The sequence below is a fragment of the Geomonas paludis genome (assembly GCF_014193585.1).
GTDB classification, from domain to species: Bacteria; Desulfobacterota; Desulfuromonadia; order Geobacterales; family Geobacteraceae; genus Geomonas; species Geomonas paludis.
Genome location: NZ_BLXY01000013.1, coordinates 57,649 through 75,986, shown reverse-complemented (window position 1 = coordinate 75,986; position 18,338 = coordinate 57,649). Strand labels below are relative to the sequence as shown.

8 protein-coding genes are annotated in these 18,338 nt (G+C 56.8%); all 8 read right to left on the bottom strand.

Annotated elements, in window-relative coordinates:
* Positions 1-35 precede the first annotated feature (35 nt).
* From dpdD to dpdE, 8 genes are read right to left on the bottom strand one after another with little or no spacing between them, the layout of a single operon-like run.
* Positions 36-2,258, bottom strand: a complete 2,223-nt coding sequence (gene dpdD / locus H7687_RS19050; RefSeq protein ID WP_183350360.1) for a protein DpdD — start codon at positions 2,256-2,258, stop codon at positions 36-38.
* Positions 2,255-2,794: a phospholipase D-like domain-containing protein DpdK gene (gene dpdK, locus H7687_RS19045; protein WP_183350358.1), complete on the bottom strand. Its 540-nt coding sequence runs from the start codon at positions 2,792-2,794 to the stop codon at positions 2,255-2,257. The genes dpdD and dpdK overlap by 4 nt, the downstream gene beginning before the upstream one ends.
* On the bottom strand, positions 2,791-7,266 hold the full coding sequence (gene dpdJ, locus H7687_RS19040) for a protein DpdJ (protein ID WP_183350356.1): 4,476 nt from the start codon (positions 7,264-7,266) through the stop codon (positions 2,791-2,793). Before dpdJ ends, dpdK begins: the two co-directional genes overlap by 4 nt.
* Complete coding sequence (gene dpdI, locus H7687_RS19035) at positions 7,266-7,985, bottom strand: protein DpdI (protein WP_183350354.1); 720 nt, start codon at positions 7,983-7,985, stop codon at positions 7,266-7,268. Before dpdI ends, dpdJ begins: the two co-directional genes overlap by 1 nt.
* Positions 7,972-11,235, bottom strand: coding sequence for a protein DpdH (gene dpdH, locus H7687_RS19030; protein ID WP_183350352.1), 3,264 nt, complete (start codon positions 11,233-11,235; stop codon positions 7,972-7,974). Before dpdH ends, dpdI begins: the two co-directional genes overlap by 14 nt.
* Entirely contained in the window at positions 11,236-12,132 is an 897-nt protein-coding gene (gene dpdG / locus H7687_RS19025; protein ID WP_183350350.1) for a protein DpdG, read from the bottom strand.
* Positions 12,132-14,693: a protein DpdF gene (dpdF, locus tag H7687_RS19020; protein WP_183350348.1), complete on the bottom strand. Its 2,562-nt coding sequence runs from the start codon at positions 14,691-14,693 to the stop codon at positions 12,132-12,134. The genes dpdG and dpdF overlap by 1 nt, the downstream gene beginning before the upstream one ends.
* A 6-nt stretch (positions 14,694-14,699) precedes the next feature.
* Positions 14,700-17,954, bottom strand: coding sequence for a protein DpdE (gene dpdE, locus H7687_RS19015; RefSeq protein WP_183350346.1), 3,255 nt, complete (start codon positions 17,952-17,954; stop codon positions 14,700-14,702).
* Positions 17,955-18,338: the final 384 nt, after the last annotated feature.

Sequence of the window (18,338 nt, the reverse complement as noted above, 5' to 3'; positions counted from 1 at the left end):
TGGTATCGAACCTAGTGTCACTAGGAACATACAGGTCAAGCATTCTTCCTTACATGCTCGCTCACAGATCTTACGATCGTAGTGGAGCCTTTGCCGCTTGGTTGGAGGAACCTGTGCTTTTGTACACACTCTTTGACGCAGTAGTACGCCTGGTGCTTGCTACTGCGCCAGGCAAAAACGAAAATATCTGCAGATTTTGCAAGGTTCATCAATGCCTGGGTCGATTCGTGGTCGTGGTTCACCTCCACGATAACACCCGGATACAGCACTTCCAGAGAACGCTTGGCACGGAGTGCGGCCTGCTCGGTAAGGGAGTAGATTCCTACTTTCTTCCCCTGCAACTCCGGGGAGGTGCCAACCTGGACAACCTCGGCCGCAGGCCGTATCTGCTCAACGTAACTGGTAGCCTCGAAATCGAGGCCAAGCATATCTAAGGTAAGCCACGAGGCATCATCGACGCGGTGCCGATTACTTTGAACAAACTGCAGAATCTTGAGGAACATACGGAGCCCGAGTTCGGGTTTCGGCCTCGGGTTAATCGCCAGCATTTCTGCAAGATCCAGGGCCCAATCAAGATACTGCAGCGAGTTGCTCTTATCCCACAACTCGTTCACCGCGTCAATGACATCCTGATAGACCTCGGGGGAGGTACCGACCACCAGGAGGTTACGCACCAGTTCCTGAGCTAAAACAAGATCGCTCTCCGATACGGAAGAAGAGAGCGCAAGGAGTTGCAGCAACTCTACATACAACGGCCTCAAGTTCGGCAAGGGGGTTGGTGAGGCTGAGACAAATTCGTAAACAACTGGAAACTGTGACTGAAAGAAATCTGGTGCGCTGCTCATGCCCTTGTCAAGCAGGGTGCAGAATTTATGTATTTTCTCTTCTGAGGAGACGAAGTCTCTGAGGGACCACTGGTCCGCCTCCTGCTGGGCAATCAACTCTGCTTGAACGCGGTCTCCGCCGTTCAAGATGAATTCCGCCCAATCACACCAATCTGATATTCGTGGTGAAACGAACCGATCCTGGAGCGCCAGGTACGTTTCCTTGAGCCTTGCCGGGAGCGCTTCAAGCCATTCCTCCGGGCAGGACCGGCAATACCTCCAGGCTCTATCACAATCTTCGGGTGCTTTTGCCCAAGCGAGGCACCTGAGGACCTGTTTAAGGATTTCCGGATCCGGGTCACAGGTACAGTACAGCTCCAGCGCCACCTCCTGCCGGTCGTCTTCATAGGCCTCTCTCGCCCTGACTGCCGCATCTTTGAGGACAACCGGTTCCTGCCACGCCATTTCGGCAATACGCTTGGCGAAGGGGTAACCAGGGGCCGCTGGAGGATATTCGTCCATCAGCCTAGAGCAGTGCGCAGCGTCCACCGCATCCGTGCAGAGTTCGTTCAGGAGGAAGGACGTCAGCGCAGTCGGGGTCTTCAACCCGTTACGCGCACGGAAGAGACGGGCATACCGCGGTCGGATCTCCTGCCGGAACGCCTCAATCGCGCCCGACGGGTCGTCGCTCAACTCATACTGCTGGAGGTGGCACTGATACAACGACTCGATGAGATCTCCTGCGATGCGCCTGGGCAGCGGGAGGTCTATAACGGAGCGCAGGTATGCGGGATTCCCCACGACCACCTGCCATCTCCCCTGCGCGGCAAGTAGGCGGATCTCTAGGAAACGCTGATTTTGTAAGCTGAGACGCCCCGAACCGCGCATCTCATCAATGTAGGAGCGGGCCTCGTCGAAGCATCCGGCGAGGAGTGCCTTGTCAAAGTCAAGACGCACCCTTCCCACCGGTCGCGCACCTACCGCGGATCGCTGAGGCCGACGCAGCACCAGTTGGCGATACACCTCGAACTTGCGCAGCACAACCGAATGACAACCCGACTCTACGTCGATGGTACAGACGCCGGTCCCGAAGCGCTCCAGTAGGGCCGCCTCACAGGGATCCGCAGCGTCGAGACGCGGATAAGCCTCCACCAGCGCGTAAGCATGGGCCACCAGCGCTTCCACCTCTTCCCTGACTTGTGCGATTATCTGCGGATTGGCGCTGCAGACGTACCAACGGGTACGCTGGTCGGTGAGCCTCGGTAACAGCACCGGGAGGTCGTCGCCGTGCTGCCCTAGTACAGAAAGCCATGCGACCAGTTCGTCCCTAAGGAGAGGATCAATCATCGTGTCTTCCAGGGCACCCCACCGCAATGCATTAGGAGCCGTAAAGAAGCGCTGCAGCCAACCGTTCTCAGTGTCAGGCACATTCACCACAGATTCTCCGCAAGGTATGACTCAAAGTTGATGCGCCCCTGGGCGATGTCGGTCGCATCAGTGTCTAGCGTCACCTGCTCGTCCAGCAGGTCAAGCCCGTTGTTAGTAAGGTTCATCGACCCGGTGAGAAGCGCCCGCTCGGTTAGTACCCCCTTTGTGTGCAATTCTTCCCGCCAAAGTACTACGAGCCGAGCCCCCAACCCCATCGACTCCAACTCCTCCCGCAGTATCTGTACGTATGTGCGGCAATGATCGTCGGGACGGGTCACGATCACCACCTCCGTACCGAACTCCGCTAGACGCATCAGGATCTCGTTTAGGCGTATCAGGCGCTGCCCCCAGTTGGGATCGAGGGACGAGAAGAGTCCGGAACGGTTGTCCAGAATCGGCACGTTGCTGATCCATGGAGTGACCAGCCAAACCCGCTCCCCCGGAGAGACGACTTCGGAGACGAAGATTAACTGGAGCAGTTCCCTGATCTCCTGCTGGCTCGAAGTTGTCGTCTTGAAGATGCGACGCGACTTAAAATTCATTGGACAGCCTCCGCGAGTTCGACTTCTACTTCGATGTGCCCTGCCAACTGCCGGACTGAGCGCAGACGAGGGAAGAGTAGGAGGTAGTCATCCTCGACTGGATTGGTCATGAGGAAATTAAAGATATCCTTGAGTGCCTCCTTCTCTCTATTGGCGCAGCAAATACGCAGCGCTCCCCCTCTCTGTAGTTCGTGTAAGCACTTTTCCTGCCACTTCTCGCTGGGTATCCAGAGCACAGGAATGTTCTTTTGCAGCAGGTCGCGCAACAGCAAGCGCTCGACCGGCGGAAATGAGCAATAGGGGTTGTAGAGGGTGAGTTGCACCTGGCGCACCGTGGCCCCCCTGGGCCATAGGACACCGTAAAGCGCGTTGAAGCGCCACAGGGAAAGGTGAGTTCCCACCTCCATATCAAGGTAATTTTCGACCGGGAGTCTGTGACTCATTAGATATGCGACGACGCGGGCGTCAATCTCGATTCCCAGGCGCGCCTCCTCTCCCTTCCAGGTGGTGATCACCTCGTGGATCAGGTGGTCCACCTGCTCGTTGCTTCCAGAGCGCAAGAGGCGGTTGTTGAGCGCCACCATGAAGGAGTGGAACAGCAGAAAGCCCTGCGCCTGCAATTCAGTACGTACGCGGTGAAAGTGCTCCTCAGTCTCCCCCATAGTGGCCGCGTTCCTGAAGGAACGAACTGCATCGTAAAGTTTTTCTTCCCCATCTGCCAAGAGGTCGAGGAAGCGGTTCAACTGGCCGTCGATCAGTTCGTACTCCGAGAGATCGAGCGCCGCCTCTACCAGGTTGAAAAACTGCCTTGGATCCTCGCCAAAACGCTCAATGACCTCCTCAATGAGACCAGACCCGCCGGTGGAACTTTCCGAGATCCAGATCCGGTCGCAGACGCAACCCTCCCACGTCACGTCGGCCTCGATGTCCACGATCAGGTCCTCCGTGTTGAGATCGGGGCAGAGATTCTGTACGCCCTGAAAGAGGGCGCCTGCCAAGGTGCTGCAGAACACACCTTTAAGCCACGGTTGCCACGAGTCATCGATTGGTTCCCACAGGGTCTCGGCAAGAGTTCTGAGTTCTGCTCTCACCACGGGGAGGCGCAGAAAGTCCAGGATATCCTGGCGCAAGCGGTCCTCCTCCCCGCCCCCTCCCTCGTCCTCGCTCGCGGTGGACTGGAAGATGGTGTCAAGGACCTCCCCGAGTTGCACGACCGCTTCCTGCCGTTGCAACCCAACCGCTGCCTCCTCGAGTGAGATCTCCTTTTCTAGCGCCTCGAGGGCAAGCGCGGAGAGGTAGACTCGGGCGACCCAGTCCCGGGCGAAGGGGTTGGACACCGTAACCAGCCTCTCACCGCGCCAGGCCATGTCATAGTAGCGCGTAGTGCGCAGCGCCCGCCACTTCTCGGAGCGATGTCCTTCCCCGTCCTGCCAGAGTCTTGGGGGAACCACGACACGGAAGGAGACTGCGTCGACGGCCAGCGCAAACCCTAGGGCGACAGGTTCACCGTTCAACCGGAAAGAGAATGAAACCTCCTCCGTTCCGCCACGTTTGAAGGCGATGGAGGCTTCAGTCCCCAGGGAAAAGCGCCGCATATCCAATGGCGACTGGTGGTTGTGCAGGGAGAAGCCGATGCCGGAAACCACCGACTCCCAACCTGAGTTGCGGGGGACCTCAAGGGTCGTCATCGCCTGAGGAACAATTTCGGTTCGCCAGAGGTTCCAGGCGTTGGAGGTGTCCAGCACCTCTGCGGGGGGGAGTTCAGGCTTTAGGACCGTTGGGCGGTAGACGGCGATGCTATGCTGCCCTTCGGCGTCGTTGTAGCGGTATTCGCCGAGCCTGCGGCACTGGCCCACCAAGGAGATATCCACGGTCTGGCTTACCTCCCCCCTGACAAAGCCCGGCGCGATCCAATGCCTCACGTACTGATGGGCAAATCCGTAGCGCCGCGACACTCGACCAGGGGCGAAAGCGCGCATGGCCTGCAGGACCGGCATGATCGGAGGGCGTCCGTCTTCGAAGCCCTGCTGGGGAGGGATATCGAGGACCACCTCGGGAAGGTTAAGGTCGGAGAAGAGGTTCGCCGCAGTAAACTCGGGAAGGGGTGCGTTGCAGGCTGACGACTCCCCGCCCCCCCAGTCGGTGGCAATGCGTCTAAGAGCGGTGGGGATCACCGTCGTGAGGAGTGGGCGTGGATACTCCCATAACAAGGAAAGTAAGACATCATTCTCAACCTGCAGTAAACGCCCCAGGGCCTGGGTGAACTCCGCCAGGGTGTCACTGCTTTCCAGGATGGCACTCAGTTCCTTCTCCAGGGCCCGCTTGCGCTCGCCACCCTTCACGGGAGCGCTGAGGTCCTGCCACACACTGCCGCGTCCGCTCCCCTGCAGTCGGGTGCTGAGGTAGTCGATCAGTGCGTAGACCCCCTGCATACGCTGTACATATCGGTTGCGGAGCGGCAACTGCCTCGGTGGCAGTTCGGGATCGAAGAGAAGGTCGTACCCTTGGTAGGCCAAGCGATCACGTCCGTAGTCGGAGAGGGACACCACGGTCCAGGGGCGCATGACGCGGGAGCGACCGGCGCGCCCCTTCCTCTGGAGAAACTGGGCCATGTCTCTGGGGGCCTTGTGCTGGATCACCGCCCCGACCTCCGGATCGTTGAAACCCACCTCAAGTGAAGCGGTTGCAACAATGATGTCTGCTGCGAGATCAACGCCCGCATCCTGTGCGCAGGTACGGCCAACGATGAGGCCATCCGAGAGGATGCGGCCAATCTGCTCGCACAGACTCCAGTCCTGACCGTGCAGGTATCGGGAGGCGTTAGTCCCCGAGGTTCGCAGGTAGGCGAGTCCACCGTTGGGATGCCTCCTCAAGTCTGGCCGGCCCCAACTGTCCTTCCCCTCTGCGTCAAGGAGATTGAAAAAGAGACGGTTGGTGACGTCAACGTCATCAGTGAAGACGAATGTCTTCGATCCGTATGCCCCGCCCCCAGGTCGCCCACCACGCATATCAATGCAGCGGTTCATGAGCATAGCCGTTTGGATGGTAGTGGACAACAGGGAGCGGCGCGATACAGGATCGCCGCGTAGGGCAAGAAGGTACTCGGCACCGCTGGCGGCAATTTCGTCGAAACGGGGGGAGACCTCCGCGACGGCCCACTCCTTGAGGCCTGTAAGAGAGGCGAAAAAGGCGGGGGCCTCCCTAAGGGTCGCGGAGAGCCCAACGAAACTGACGTTCTGGCGGACCAAGGCTCGCCACCGGCGGAAGAGGTAGGCAACCTGGGCACCGTGCGTGCCTGTATAGGTGTGCACCTCGTCGAGAAGCACCAGGTCGGGGCCTTTGACGGCACGGCCAAGGCCGAAGAGGTGATGGTAACGGTTGTCAGACATCCTTTGGTTCAGCATTTCTGTGGTGGTGAAGAGAATATCGGGAGGAGTCTGCAACAGCCTTGAGCGGGTAAGGACGATTTCATCCTCACTGATGACGTGGCCGCAAAGGTCACACGTCAACTGCTCCGTCTTGCTGTCGATGTGCGCCTGCGTCCAGATGAGGCGCCCGCGGCACCCCTCAGTGGGGCAGCGGAAATACTCGCACGCGTACCCGGTTGCGACGCGCTTCCAACCAGCGCTGTCCTTTACATCTGCAGGCCAATACGGAGTGGGGCCAAAGAAGGCACCGATCCTGATCTTACGCCGACTACCTGCCGCCAACACTTGGTCGAGACGTCGTGCTTCCCCATAGATCTCGGAAAACTGGTCTTTCAGAAGTTCATTACGTGGATAAATCGCGAGTACTTTCACCCACTGCTTAGCCCCCGTCTGCTGGACGAGCACGCCTGCTATATGGGTCAGGGCCGGCAGGTAAAACGAGAGAGTCTTGCCGCTGCCGGTCCCGGCGCAGACAATGGTTCCCCTCGACTCCCGTTTGTTAAGCCCCTGCAAGATTCGACTAGTAGCCCTACCCTGGAAACCGGCAAGGGACAAGTGAGCGCTGGGTCGCTCCAGCAACTTGCGCAGCAAATCGATCTGCGTCAGCGTCGAGTCGGTCGCACGGCACTCCTCCAGCACCTGATCAGCGAGGAGATTTCTGACCGGGAATTTTCGCTTGCGGCGCAGAAAGCGGTAGTCCGCAACTAGGGTTGGTGCCTGCTGCCAACCAGTCGCCCCCTCGTGCTTCGGGAAAAGTTGCCTCAATCGACTGGCGAGGCGGACAGTCTCCGCCATGCGAGATCGATAATGCGGCGCCTCTTCCTTGAAAAATTGCACGACGAAGGCTCGCTCCAGCAAATCGGTGATCACCCGCGAGTGCTCGAAGTACTGCCCTTGGACCTCGTCGCTGGCGTTCTCCAATAACTCAGCTATGAGATCCAGCAACTCGTTTTCACTGAGGGCAATGTCCACGACCCCCCAGACAAGAAAGCGGGTTTCCCTCTCCTCAATGGCATCAAGGCACTGACGTAGAAACTCCTCCATCAGTAACCTCCAACTACGATCTTGTACCTGGAGAACAGGTCCTGCTCCTTCAACCACTCGACGACTTCAACAGAGAGGAGGTCGAGAGGCGCACCGCCATTGGTGCTAACGGCGTCGAGGAACCTCTTCACCTCGTCCGGCGCGTCGAACTCGTTCAACTTCTTAGCGAGTTCGAGGAGTCGTTTCCCTCTCGACTTCAAACTGCGCACTGCGGAGATGCTTTCCCAATCGCTCTTGAGTGTCTGCAACTCCCTGTGCAGTTTCCTGTACTCTTGAAGGAGAGCTATATTCGTGTCTGTCTTCACAACTTTGCTCTCGACGATTTCCACCTGAGCGAAGAAAGCCTCTGTATAGGCGCGCCATCCCTGGCGGCAGCTCTCCCGCAGCGACGTCGCGAGGGCCTTCGCACCGTTCGCGAGGGTCGGCCAGTCGCTACCGGTGACTAGGGCATTGCGGGTGGGGTTTTCTTTGAAACGCTCTAGGATATGTCCAAGAGCCACCGAAACCTCCTTCACCACCTGTGGGTCAACCTCCTGCAACGAAATCTGCTCAAGTAGGTATGCTGTCCTCAATTCAATGGCCTTGGTGACCTCATCTACAGTAGTGGAGAGTTGGTTGGAAAACGTCTTGAGGGCTGTGGTTTCCTGGGAGTCCGCGTTCAAAGCAACGAGTCTTTCCCGTTTTTTTTCCAACACCTGGCATCTTTCAAGGAGCGCCATCGGTTGCCTCCTCAAGCTTTTTAAACTGTTTATCGAGATCGCCTAGCAAGGAGCTTATCTTTGCAGCCACTGGCTTGGGATCGTTCTGGTTCGCGAGTTTTGTCGTTTCATCGAGTTTCTTTTCCATCTCCGAGAGGAAGGCGGTAATCTGCCTGACGCCCGAGACCGTCTGATTGAACTGTATCCGGTCCACTCTTCCGATAGCGTAGGCGACCGTGGGATAATCCCCTTCAGCAAATGATTCCATGACTGACAAAAGGACGCGACGCAGGTAAGGAAGATCGACACTTGCCAACCCTACAGCAAAGGCCCCCAACTGGTCCGCAGTCGTCGTCACCTTGTTGGGCCAACTGACCCCGTCCCCCTGCGCGGCCATAATTAGGGATTCAAGCGCCTTGGCTGACGTTGCCATATCCTCGTCCGGAGCAATGAACTTCGAAAATGCACTCTCTGCGTCCCTGATGATCTGCAGAGTGACATTAAGCCGCCCCTTCAAACTCGACGTACGTGTCAAACTGGATACATCTTTAATCGCATTGATCGCCTCCCCTCCTGAGAACAAGGAAGTTATAGTCTGGGCGGTCACATCGGTAGCTAAGGCAGGCAATAGACTCGCTACCCGAACCACATCGACGGCATATGGTTTCTTTTTCGCATCGCCTTGGAACGCGGCACAATCGTAGTTCAGCGCTGTGAGGAGCACCTCCTGGGCGCGGTGGCAAATTTCTCGGGCTGAGTCCCAACTCGAGTCGAGCGTCGCGATAGGGGATTCGATGCTGCGTCTCCAGATACTGGCGACGACCTCCTTGGGTTGGTCCCCAATGACCGGGGGCACAGTAGCGAGAATGTGGTTGCACCAAGCCAGGAGATTCCCCAGTGGAGCGATTCGCCTGTCAGCTAACTCCCTGTATCGCATGGCGACAGGCGCGGATAGGCGCTCCATCAACTCTGCATAATGCAGGCAATCGTCCTCCCCGCCGGGATAATCCCAACTGCCGATCTCTTGGTACCAAACTAGTGACAGAAAGGCTCGACGTAGCCTGGCATCCTCGTCCTTGTTGCTGTTGGCCACGATGACCTCGAACTTCGAGGCGGCGTTGGTCCCTTTTGCATAACAGATGTTGAAGTATATGTCGTCACTGACCTTCCCTGATGGAGGAGCGAGAAGCAACGCATTCCAGTTGATGTAGTCCTTAAGCCCATCACTAATGAAGTTTCGCAATTGGTTAGCATCCGATTGGGAAATCGGAATGGAGTTCGCCCAGTCCTCGAGGATTTTTTTCCATCTTGCTACCTCGGGAGGAGGCGCTTGTGTAACCACAGAGACCTTCTCATTGCCCTTCGCCTTTTCCTCGCCGTCAACCTTCGCCTTTTCCTCGCCGTCAACCTTGGCCTTTTCGTCAACCTTGGCCTTTTCGTCAACCTTGGCCTTTTCGTCAACCTTGGCCTTTTCGTCAACCTTGGCCTCGTAGTTGACCTTGCCCTCCTTGACCTGAGTGCAGGCCTCTTTCATGCCGGGAAGGGCGGGGAGTCCAAAGGTTTTTGGTACCAGAGTCGAAACGGCCTGCAAGTCTTCTTCATTGTCGGGATCCCCCCCCCAGAAGCAAAGCAGGCTCCTATACCGCCCCTTTGCCCCCTCAGGGAGGCCTGACCGGGCCACGCGCTCGGCAGTGAAGGTTGACGACGATGTCCCCTCGAAGTTTGCCTCTGGAAACTCTCCGTTTTGGTAGAGGTTACGCTTCAGAAGCACGTTTCGGAGAATACCGTTGATAATGCTTCGCGGATTGAAAACCAGATCAGTCCCTTCCCTGAGCCATTTCCGGGTAAGAGCAGCAATCGCCAGTTCATTGAAGGGAAAAAGCCAGTGCCCCTGCCTAGACTTTCCAAAGGCGCCCAGAATCGCCAGCGTCTCGTCGCTCACTTCACCGTCATATACAGGGAGCCAGGAAAAGAGGTCCGCATCCCGTTTTTCCTTCACCATCGAAAAGCGGTTTCGCAATTCTTCATCGCCGTAGCGTGCGGCGTTAAGATATGCTCCCACCAGATCTATGGTCTTCTCGACTATGACCTGCTCCGAGGAAAGTTTCGACTGGACCCGCCATTCCCTGTGAACGCGGGTCAACACCGTATCGCGACCGCTCCAGTCGCCATCAGTAACGGCCACTGCGGTTCTCATCCTGCAAAGTACCTGCTTGCCGTCGCGAATCGCCTCCTGGATGCAAATCTTCAACAGGGGGTCCTGGATTCCAGCTAGGGCAGCGAAATCCTCGATCAGAAGCACCAACTCCTTGTCCTCTTTGAAGAGTTGCTCCCGTATATCCAGGAATATATCCTGGAGTGTCTTGCCGCCTAAGTTCTGACCAAGATTGAAGGCGAAACCGATTGCCGCGTCGAGTACTTCATTGAGAATGTCTGCCGCCTTTTGCCTCTCGATCTTGTCCCCGATCCGCGCATAATATACTTGGACCTCTTTCGCTGCGTCGAGAATCGACTTCGGGTCTTTAAGCAGCAGATCGGCGGCGTCAAAGCGGGGTATGTGGTCGTTTTCTTCTCCTTCTTTCTCTTCTTTCTTTCCCTCAATCGCGCGGGTCAGTATGGCGGTGAGCAGATCATCATATTGGTCCTTTAAGGCGAAGTCACTGAAAAGCGAAGGAAGTTTATCGGCATGACCGTAAGCCAATTGCAGGCTCTTCTTTTCCTGCACTGAGGAGGACTCTTTAATGTCGACGTATAACTTGGTCTGATACTGCTTGAGAGCCATGCCGAGACCATAACGTAACCGCATCCCTGCCGCGTCAGTTGTGACCTCGGCTGCGGCCTTTTGCAGCGCATCGCGCAACTGGTCGTACTGTTCACCCTTCAACGGTTCAAGGATTAACTGAACCACCATCCTCAAACTGGCACTCTTGGGAATCCGAATGGTATGTAACTTCTCAGCTTCGTACTCCTCGGTGCGCTGCAATTGGGCGTACAACCACCGGATCATATGCGACTTCCCCACCCCCGAGGCACCTGTGATGGGGAGCAGCAACGTGCCGGACGGGAGGTCTTGCGTCATAAAGGCATCCAGGAAATCCTTCTCCGACCTTTCCCTCTCTACACGGTCCCCTTCGCCGGTACTGCGGGTCGCTAGGGGGGTGGACTGATGTACCGCGAGGATGAGGCTCTCATGCGCTGACTCAGCCTCAGCTTTGATGCAATTGTTGATCTCCTCGTAAGAGGGCCAAAAACGGTCCAAATCACCCGCCATCTACTTTCCCTCCGCATAGTTCCAAGTCACGTGCGTGAATACACGCCCCCACTCGGCCCCTTGCTGCCGCATCATTCGGTATGCTTCCCCAGTGTCGGCTAGATGTTCCAGAGTGATCTCCCCCGATAACTCCAACCGCTTGAGCGCGCGACTGAGCGACGTAGAGAGAAAGAATTTGGGCGGCTTCCGCCAGTTCTGGGGGTTCAGCGCAGTTTCCACTTCCTGGCGGTACGCGCCATAGTCCAGCACTGGGAGGACGCACGCTAGCGCCTCGAGGAAAGAGGAGGCTATGAGCGTCTTGCCTCCGGTGAAAACCTCGGGAAGACTCTCCCGTACAGCGACGGTGGGGTCGACAACCAGTGTGGCGGCATCCCAGGCGAAGCCGAGGTAAGTTGCCCAGTGGCAAAGTCCCGGCCAACGAGTGTCATTTTGCAATATCCGTTGGGAGGGATCGGCCAATTGCACCTTTTCCACATTCTGGACCGTCGCATGACTGTTGGTGCCGAAGGAATAGACGTCCTGCGCCAGCAACCAGGAAATGCCGCGGGAAAAGTCGGCGCTTGCGGAGCACTCGGAGTCCCAGAAGTTGGCATTGTTCTCCTGCCTGAAGATGATGGTGCGCAGGATAACGGGGAGTCGACACACGGCTAGGTCGACCCCCTCCCCCTCTCCCGGCCTGAATTCTGGGGTTATCGAAACCGCCGTACCATCAACGCTGAAGAGGCCCAACTGCGTCCAGCGGTTCAGAGTGTTGTTGACTTGAGTGTCGGTTACATCACCGGGCGCAACCATAGACTTCACATCATCCTTCGACAGGGGGCCGTAGTGCGCTAATACTTTGTAGATAACGATGAGGACGTTGAAAAGGCCGTCCGATGTTCTATTCAATATGGCCATTAAGTTAACCTCAACTGAAAATACCTGAGAGTGAGTATGTTATTTGCGGTGTCGCGATAGAGATGGTGGGGATGGTCGCCGTCGCGGACGTCCTCCGGCACAACGATTAGGTGAAAGTCCTTCGGTGCCAGGAAAAGAGCCCGTGGTATCGGAGTTGTGTCCCACGGATAGAGTACCGTGACTCTGTTAAGCGGTGTGTCGTACCCTTGCCGCAACTCCTCGTCGAGGTGGCGGTGCACCAGAAAGCGATCCGGCACGCGCCTGTAGAGGCGAAAAAAATCAGGGTTTTTAAGCAGGGTCTCGGGGCATGACGCCACGATCTCCCGCACACCAAAGCGTGTTACCAGCGCCCCCAGCAACTGCGGTAACCGTGTAGGGAGAGCAGTTTCTTCGTCGCGGGAATATGTCACTACCACCGGATGTACCGGAACCATTGGAAACAGGCTTTCCCAACACTCCACAATGGGGTGGGCAACCCTGCCCAGTGGCGGCACACGACTCGTACCAAAGGCAATCCCGTTGCTGCCGTTGCTTCGACAGTTAGGACACCCTCCGCAGGAGCAAGGGACTGAAACGTAGCGCCCGTTCTGGCAGATGGAATAGAGGCTGGCGAGAGTTCGGCCCATCTCCGCTCCCTTTTCCAGCACGTCCTGCAGAAATCCAAAGTTGCGCTGGCTTGCCGCTAGAGAACTCTCTTTTGCCGCTGCCACCGTGGTGCTCCAGTACTCCGGATCACAGTGATTGCCATTGAGATAACGCAGTACCACTTTGTCAAAATAAGCCTTCACCTCGTCATCTGAGAGTGGCGCCGCGTCCGCGGCAGCAGTCGGCGGAGGCTGCGCCACCAACTGCACGCCCCCCGCGCGAACCATGAGCAGGAGTGTACGCATGTTCCAGGCCCGGTTGTAGTCGCTCTGCTGATGTGCGTAGGCAGGGACGGTGGCCAAGTCCATCTGAAAGAGGCCGTCCTCAAGGGAAACCTGGTCCTGGACCAACGCAAGCCAGCGCTCCCTTCCGAGTCCTTCGGTGACCACCCGGGGGAAGGCCATACCACGGGCCTTGTCGATGTCAATTTTGGTATAGATCAGCAGAGACACGGACGCCTTCTTGTCCCGCCCTCCCCTCCCCACTTCCTGATAGTAGCGGTCCAAGTTCTCCGGCACACTGGCGTGCAGGATCATGCGCACGTCGCCTTTGTCCATGCCGACACCGAAGGCCGAGGTGGCAACAATGATGTCCAGCTCGTTGCGGTTCCACTGGGCAATGACCTGCATTCTACGCTCAGTGCGCGTATTGCCGTGGAAGGTTGCTAGACGAGAGAATCCCTCCTCCCTAAGATGGGCGCACCAAGCCTCGGCCTCTTTCGGTTCCGTCACGTAGAGGATTAGGGGGCGGGGACCCTTACGTATCGCCTCTAGGACACATCGCTTCTTCTCGGGAAATGAGTGTGCCTTGTAGTGCCAGTAGCGCGGTTCCGGGCGTAGGTACACGGCGGAGACCACCTGAAAGGGGGCGTCGTAGGGGGAAAAGAGCACCTCGAGAGTCTCAAGCGTTTCTTCTGTAAGGGTGGCGGTCATGAGGAGCGTCTTCATAGCATGGACACTTTCCTTCAGTAGGCCACGCCAGATTCCGGAGAGAGCCTGGAAGTCAGGCCGAAAGTCAATGCCCCACTGTGAGACGAGGTGCGCCTCATCCACCACAAAGTACTTAAGGAACCCACGCCGTGCCGCGTCATAGAGGGCCCAGCGCAGGCTACCGCAGACAGATTCTGGTGAAGTGAAAAGAATCGGTTGCACGCCATCTCTGATGTTCCTCTTGATGAGTTCCTTGTCGATAGCAGGAACCCCTCCATGCCACGCCAACGGGGTGCCGGAGTGGGATGAACCGGTCCTCTGATACATTTCCCTCAACTTCTCTGCCTGGTCGATGGCGAGCGCGACGGTAGGCACCACGAAAAGGGTGAAGTTCCCTTGGCTCCCCCCCAACAGCGAAGGGAGGTACCCAACGAGGCTCTTACCTGATCCCGTGGGCAGGTTCACCACTAGGGTCGATCCGGCCGGAGCAAAGAAGGCAGCACGCACCGCTTCACGCTGCCCCTCTGAGCTGTAACTTTCGAATCCGGTGGCCTCCTTCACGCATGGGTCAATGGGGACCACCAACTGGGGGCGGCACACCTTCCCCGCATAGACGTCCTCAAGGATGTCATATTCCTCCGATTGCGGGAGCCATTGAGGATTCCAGCGAAGCGCGGTGATGAAGTAGCCCCCCGTGCCGTCAGGGTCGCAATAAAAGCCAAAATCAGTCCAGGTGGCTGCATCAGGCCATCCTCCGCCGCATGGCACCCGGAGGGTAGCCTCGCACCCTATCTCCGACCGGTGATGCAGCATTGCCTGACGCAGCAGGGGGAGGAAATCGCGGCCGTGCTGCAGTCTGCCGCGCTCGCGCGACTCAGTGAGGATCTGGGAAATCCGCTGATACACCCCGTCCACCGGGACCCCTTCTAAAGCCGAAGTAGGCCAGTCAGCAAGCACTGATTCGAGTACATAATAATCGAATGACATGGGCGACTACCTGAAAGGATCGTTGTTGGAGAGAAAGACAGCACCCACGGAGTCAAGGGATATCTTGGGGGTCGCAATTCCTTTGACAAGAGCCTCCCGCAGCAGCCTTTCCGTCTCTATTTCCCTCTCTTCCCCCTGCCGCTCTTTCTTGGAAAGAAGGGAGAGGCGACTCTGCCTCTGGGCAAAGTGGATTTCGTCGTAGCTCGAAAGTTCCACCAGGATGTCGTTTAGCTCTTCGTCAAGGTTGGTCGCCTCCCTGAAGGCGGCTACCGCGGCGCTGCGGGCTGCGGCACAAACCTGATCCCATTGCCTAATCACAGGGAAGTTCATTTGCATGATCGTCTCCCAGCGGTGATGGTTTAGGTTTCTGTCGTAGGAACCATCCCGACGCGGCAACTTGCTATATGGGAGCTCTAAGTGAGATTCAACCAACTGTGTGTCCGGGACTTCAAAGTCAGCATTCAGCCAAACCGTTTGGTACAGTGGAGGCAATGTGATATCCCCCTGGCGGCGCAAGGCTTGGTGGATCGTCCTCAGATTAGGCAATCCCATCATCTTTGCAAGGGACATCGCAGTGGCTAGGTCCACTTCCACCGTGAAGTCAAAGCGAAAGAAGTGGTCCACCTCCTCTTGGGCAACATAGGATGGGGCATAACGCCACAACGCGAAGCTTTTCCCGCGGTCGTCTTGGCTAGTGAAGTCCATCATGCCATCGATGAAGGGGTTTCCGTACCGCAACAGTTGCAACCCCTTGGCCACCGCAGTCTCGCGACGGTAGGAGAAGGGAAATGAACGCGGTTTTTGAGAACCCCCTCCCCTAGCCTTCAGGTCGATGACCGGCAGGAACTTCTCCATGAAGCGGTCCAGCGGCACCAACGTGTTACGGTTGCGATCGTGATTGTACTGAAAGCGAAATACCCGATCCGGCGGGGCGAACCCCTCTATATGGTGGGGAACCTTCTCAAAGAGGAGGTTGTGCTCGACCCAAGCGTCGACCTGTGCCTGGATCCCTTTCCAATCGCCATCTACGTCCTCCAGGTCGTCGAACGCCTGTAACGGTTCATCCTGCATGGCGTCGAGTTGGTCCTGTAGTTCGATTTTTTGCAACTCCTTCACCATTAGGCCGGCCTCTCCCCCCAGCCTCAAGGTCAACGCCTGGACCGCATCGCCTCCCTGCACCAGGACCTCCCGTCGCAAACTGGCCATCTCCGCGTCGATGAGGTACTGCATCGTAGCGATCGATTGGTGGAAGACGCCAAAGCCGTCCTCAAGGCATGCGCTCCACAGGGTTTCGTAGACGTCATCCTGGCACACGACTGCATGAGAGAGGATGTCACCTAGGAAACCGAAACGATCCAATCTGCCGATGCGCTGCTCCAGGCGGTTCGGGGAGAGGGGAAGATCGTAGTGGACCATGACCTTTTCCTGGCTCCCCTGGTGTAAATTGAGCCCCTCTTCAGCGCGTCTATCACAGACAAGGATCGCGCAGTTGGCATCCTTCAGTATCCCTTCAACGGAGCAGTCGGAGGAAGGCTGGTGCGTAGCGACCTTTCCCGGAAACCGTTTTTCTATAAATTCTGTGACTTCAGACGCCGTGCCCGGGTAGGTGCAAAACAGAATCACCTGCTTGCCTCTGGAGTTTACCAGTCGTTCCAGGAGATCGGCTAGAGCGTGCAGCTTCGCGTCATCTCTGCATAGTTCAAGAGTGGCTGATCTAAGTTGCAGCAGGGTCTCCCTCTCCCCCGGATAAAGCAGTGCCGCCGCCCCCGCTTTATCCGCAGCGCCGTTTAGACGTTTTTCCACCAGAGAAAGGAGTTCTTGAGGCGAGGCTATTAGGGCCTCAAGAAAGAGGAAGAAGAGTTCACTGAGAACCGCAGCGCGCTTTCCCTCCTCTTCACGGTACACCGAGAGCGCAGCCGAAGAGCGCCACTGCTCCAACAGCGCAAAGACAGCAGCGCGTTCAGCGGACCTATAGGTGGCGGTTTTAAGACCGATTCTTTCAGGAGTCAAATCATGAACGCTGCTGCGGCGATTCCTAAGGATGCGCCTGTGCAGTCGGTACGTCTCCGAAACATGTGAGCGGATGGCGGTAATCGCCTCTTTAATATCCTCGTCCGCCTCCACTGGGAAGTCCGCCAGCATGCTCTCAAGACTCTTCGCGTACTTTTTGAGGAGCGGGTCAGTAGGAAACATTGCCGTAAGCTTGTCGATCACATCCCCGAGGAAAATGATGTTGTCGGGCGAAAGCTCCGCGATAAGGTGTGCCAGGGGTTGCCGGTTTGCGATTTTGGTCTGGAACGTCTCCAGATCGGAAAGCGAGTAGATGACGGGATCAAGCAGGTGTAGCATGGCGAGAAAGCTAGCCTCGTTGCCGAAAACCGGGGTCGCCGACACGAGGAGGAGACGCTCCGCTCTATGGGCTGCCTCCCGGACCATTTCAAATCGGGCGGAGGGGTTTCTGAGGTTTATCCCCTTCACCAATTGGTGCACCTCGTCCACTACAAGCATCTTCGTCTTGGGCAGGAAGCGCTGAAGCGCTGCGTCGTCATCCAGATCAATGATGAAGACGCTGCGGTCCAGCGCGTAGTCCAGCAGAAACTTCTGTGAAAGTTCGCAGCGCCACTGCACAACGAGGTGGGCGGGAACTGCGACCACGACGAAATGATCTGGATTGTCCAGCACGCACTGGCGAATGATAATGCCGGCCTCTACGGTCTTCCCAAGCCCAACCTCATCCGCAAGGAGGTAACGCTGCACCGGATCCTTGAGGACACGCTCGACGACGCGCACCTGATGGGACTCCAATTCAATGGAGGAGGAGAGTAGTGCAGACATCCCCCGGCAGGCACGCCTTTGGTCCAGAACCGCCTTCACGAATTTTCGCCTAGAGTCGGAGAAGCGAGGTGTGTAGTTTATGAATCGAGAGAGGAAGGGAACAGGATCGACGATCGGCACGTTGCAACGTACGTGGACGGCATCACTACTTAGTGTAGCAATGCAGTTGTTCGGGAACTGTACCCGGAGTTCATCGTCCCCGGCGACCAGCACCCTTCCCGCCATCCATAAGTTAGTTCTTTGGTCCTGAACATAGACACGCGTTTCCTGTGCAAGGGCGATCTTAACCACCTGGTTCTTGGGATGTTCGTGCACCAAAGGGGGGTCGCACGGTGATATGAAGAACTCGATGGTCGCATTCCTGGCTGTGGAAGAAACGATCTTGCCTATGCCCAAGGATTCTCTACCGATGACCCTACAGAACATATTACTCGCCTCCCAAGCGTTAACGAGGGCCACACGGCCGAAAATTAGGTGAGCACCTGCAGACTTTCCAGGTCAAGCTTTTCGGATTTAAATCATGGCCTGAAATGTGGTTTCAGCACACACAATGGCACAACGTTCAGAACAAGGATCAAGAAAACTCGCCTACTTTATCGATCGCGAAAAAAAAGGCTATCTGCTAGGCAAGAACCCAGCAGACAGCCTCTGAATCTAACACACCTTTCCACGACAAAAACACTCCTAGACAACACAAATGAAAAAGTTAATACCTTTTCTCGGGAGATTTGTCAATAGCAAAGGGTTCAGCAACTAGTGGTAAAATGTTGTGTTTTCGCAGATGTGGGAACGGACACTGGAGAGGTAACA

Coding starts and splice junctions, on each gene's coding strand:
- dpdK (WP_183350358.1), bottom strand. CDS start 2,794: ATGAATTTTAAGTCGCGTCGCATCTTCAAGACGACAACTTCGAGCCAG.
- dpdJ (WP_183350356.1), bottom strand. CDS start 7,266: ATGGAGGAGTTTCTACGTCAGTGCCTTGATGCCATTGAGGAGAGGGAA.
- dpdI (WP_183350354.1), bottom strand. CDS start 7,985: ATGGCGCTCCTTGAAAGATGCCAGGTGTTGGAAAAAAAACGGGAAAGA.
- dpdH (WP_183350352.1), bottom strand. CDS start 11,235: ATGGCGGGTGATTTGGACCGTTTTTGGCCCTCTTACGAGGAGATCAAC.
- dpdG (WP_183350350.1), bottom strand. CDS start 12,132: ATGGCCATATTGAATAGAACATCGGACGGCCTTTTCAACGTCCTCATC.
- dpdF (WP_183350348.1), bottom strand. CDS start 14,693: ATGTCATTCGATTATTATGTACTCGAATCAGTGCTTGCTGACTGGCCT.
- dpdE (WP_183350346.1), bottom strand. CDS start 17,954: ATGTTCTGTAGGGTCATCGGTAGAGAATCCTTGGGCATAGGCAAGATC.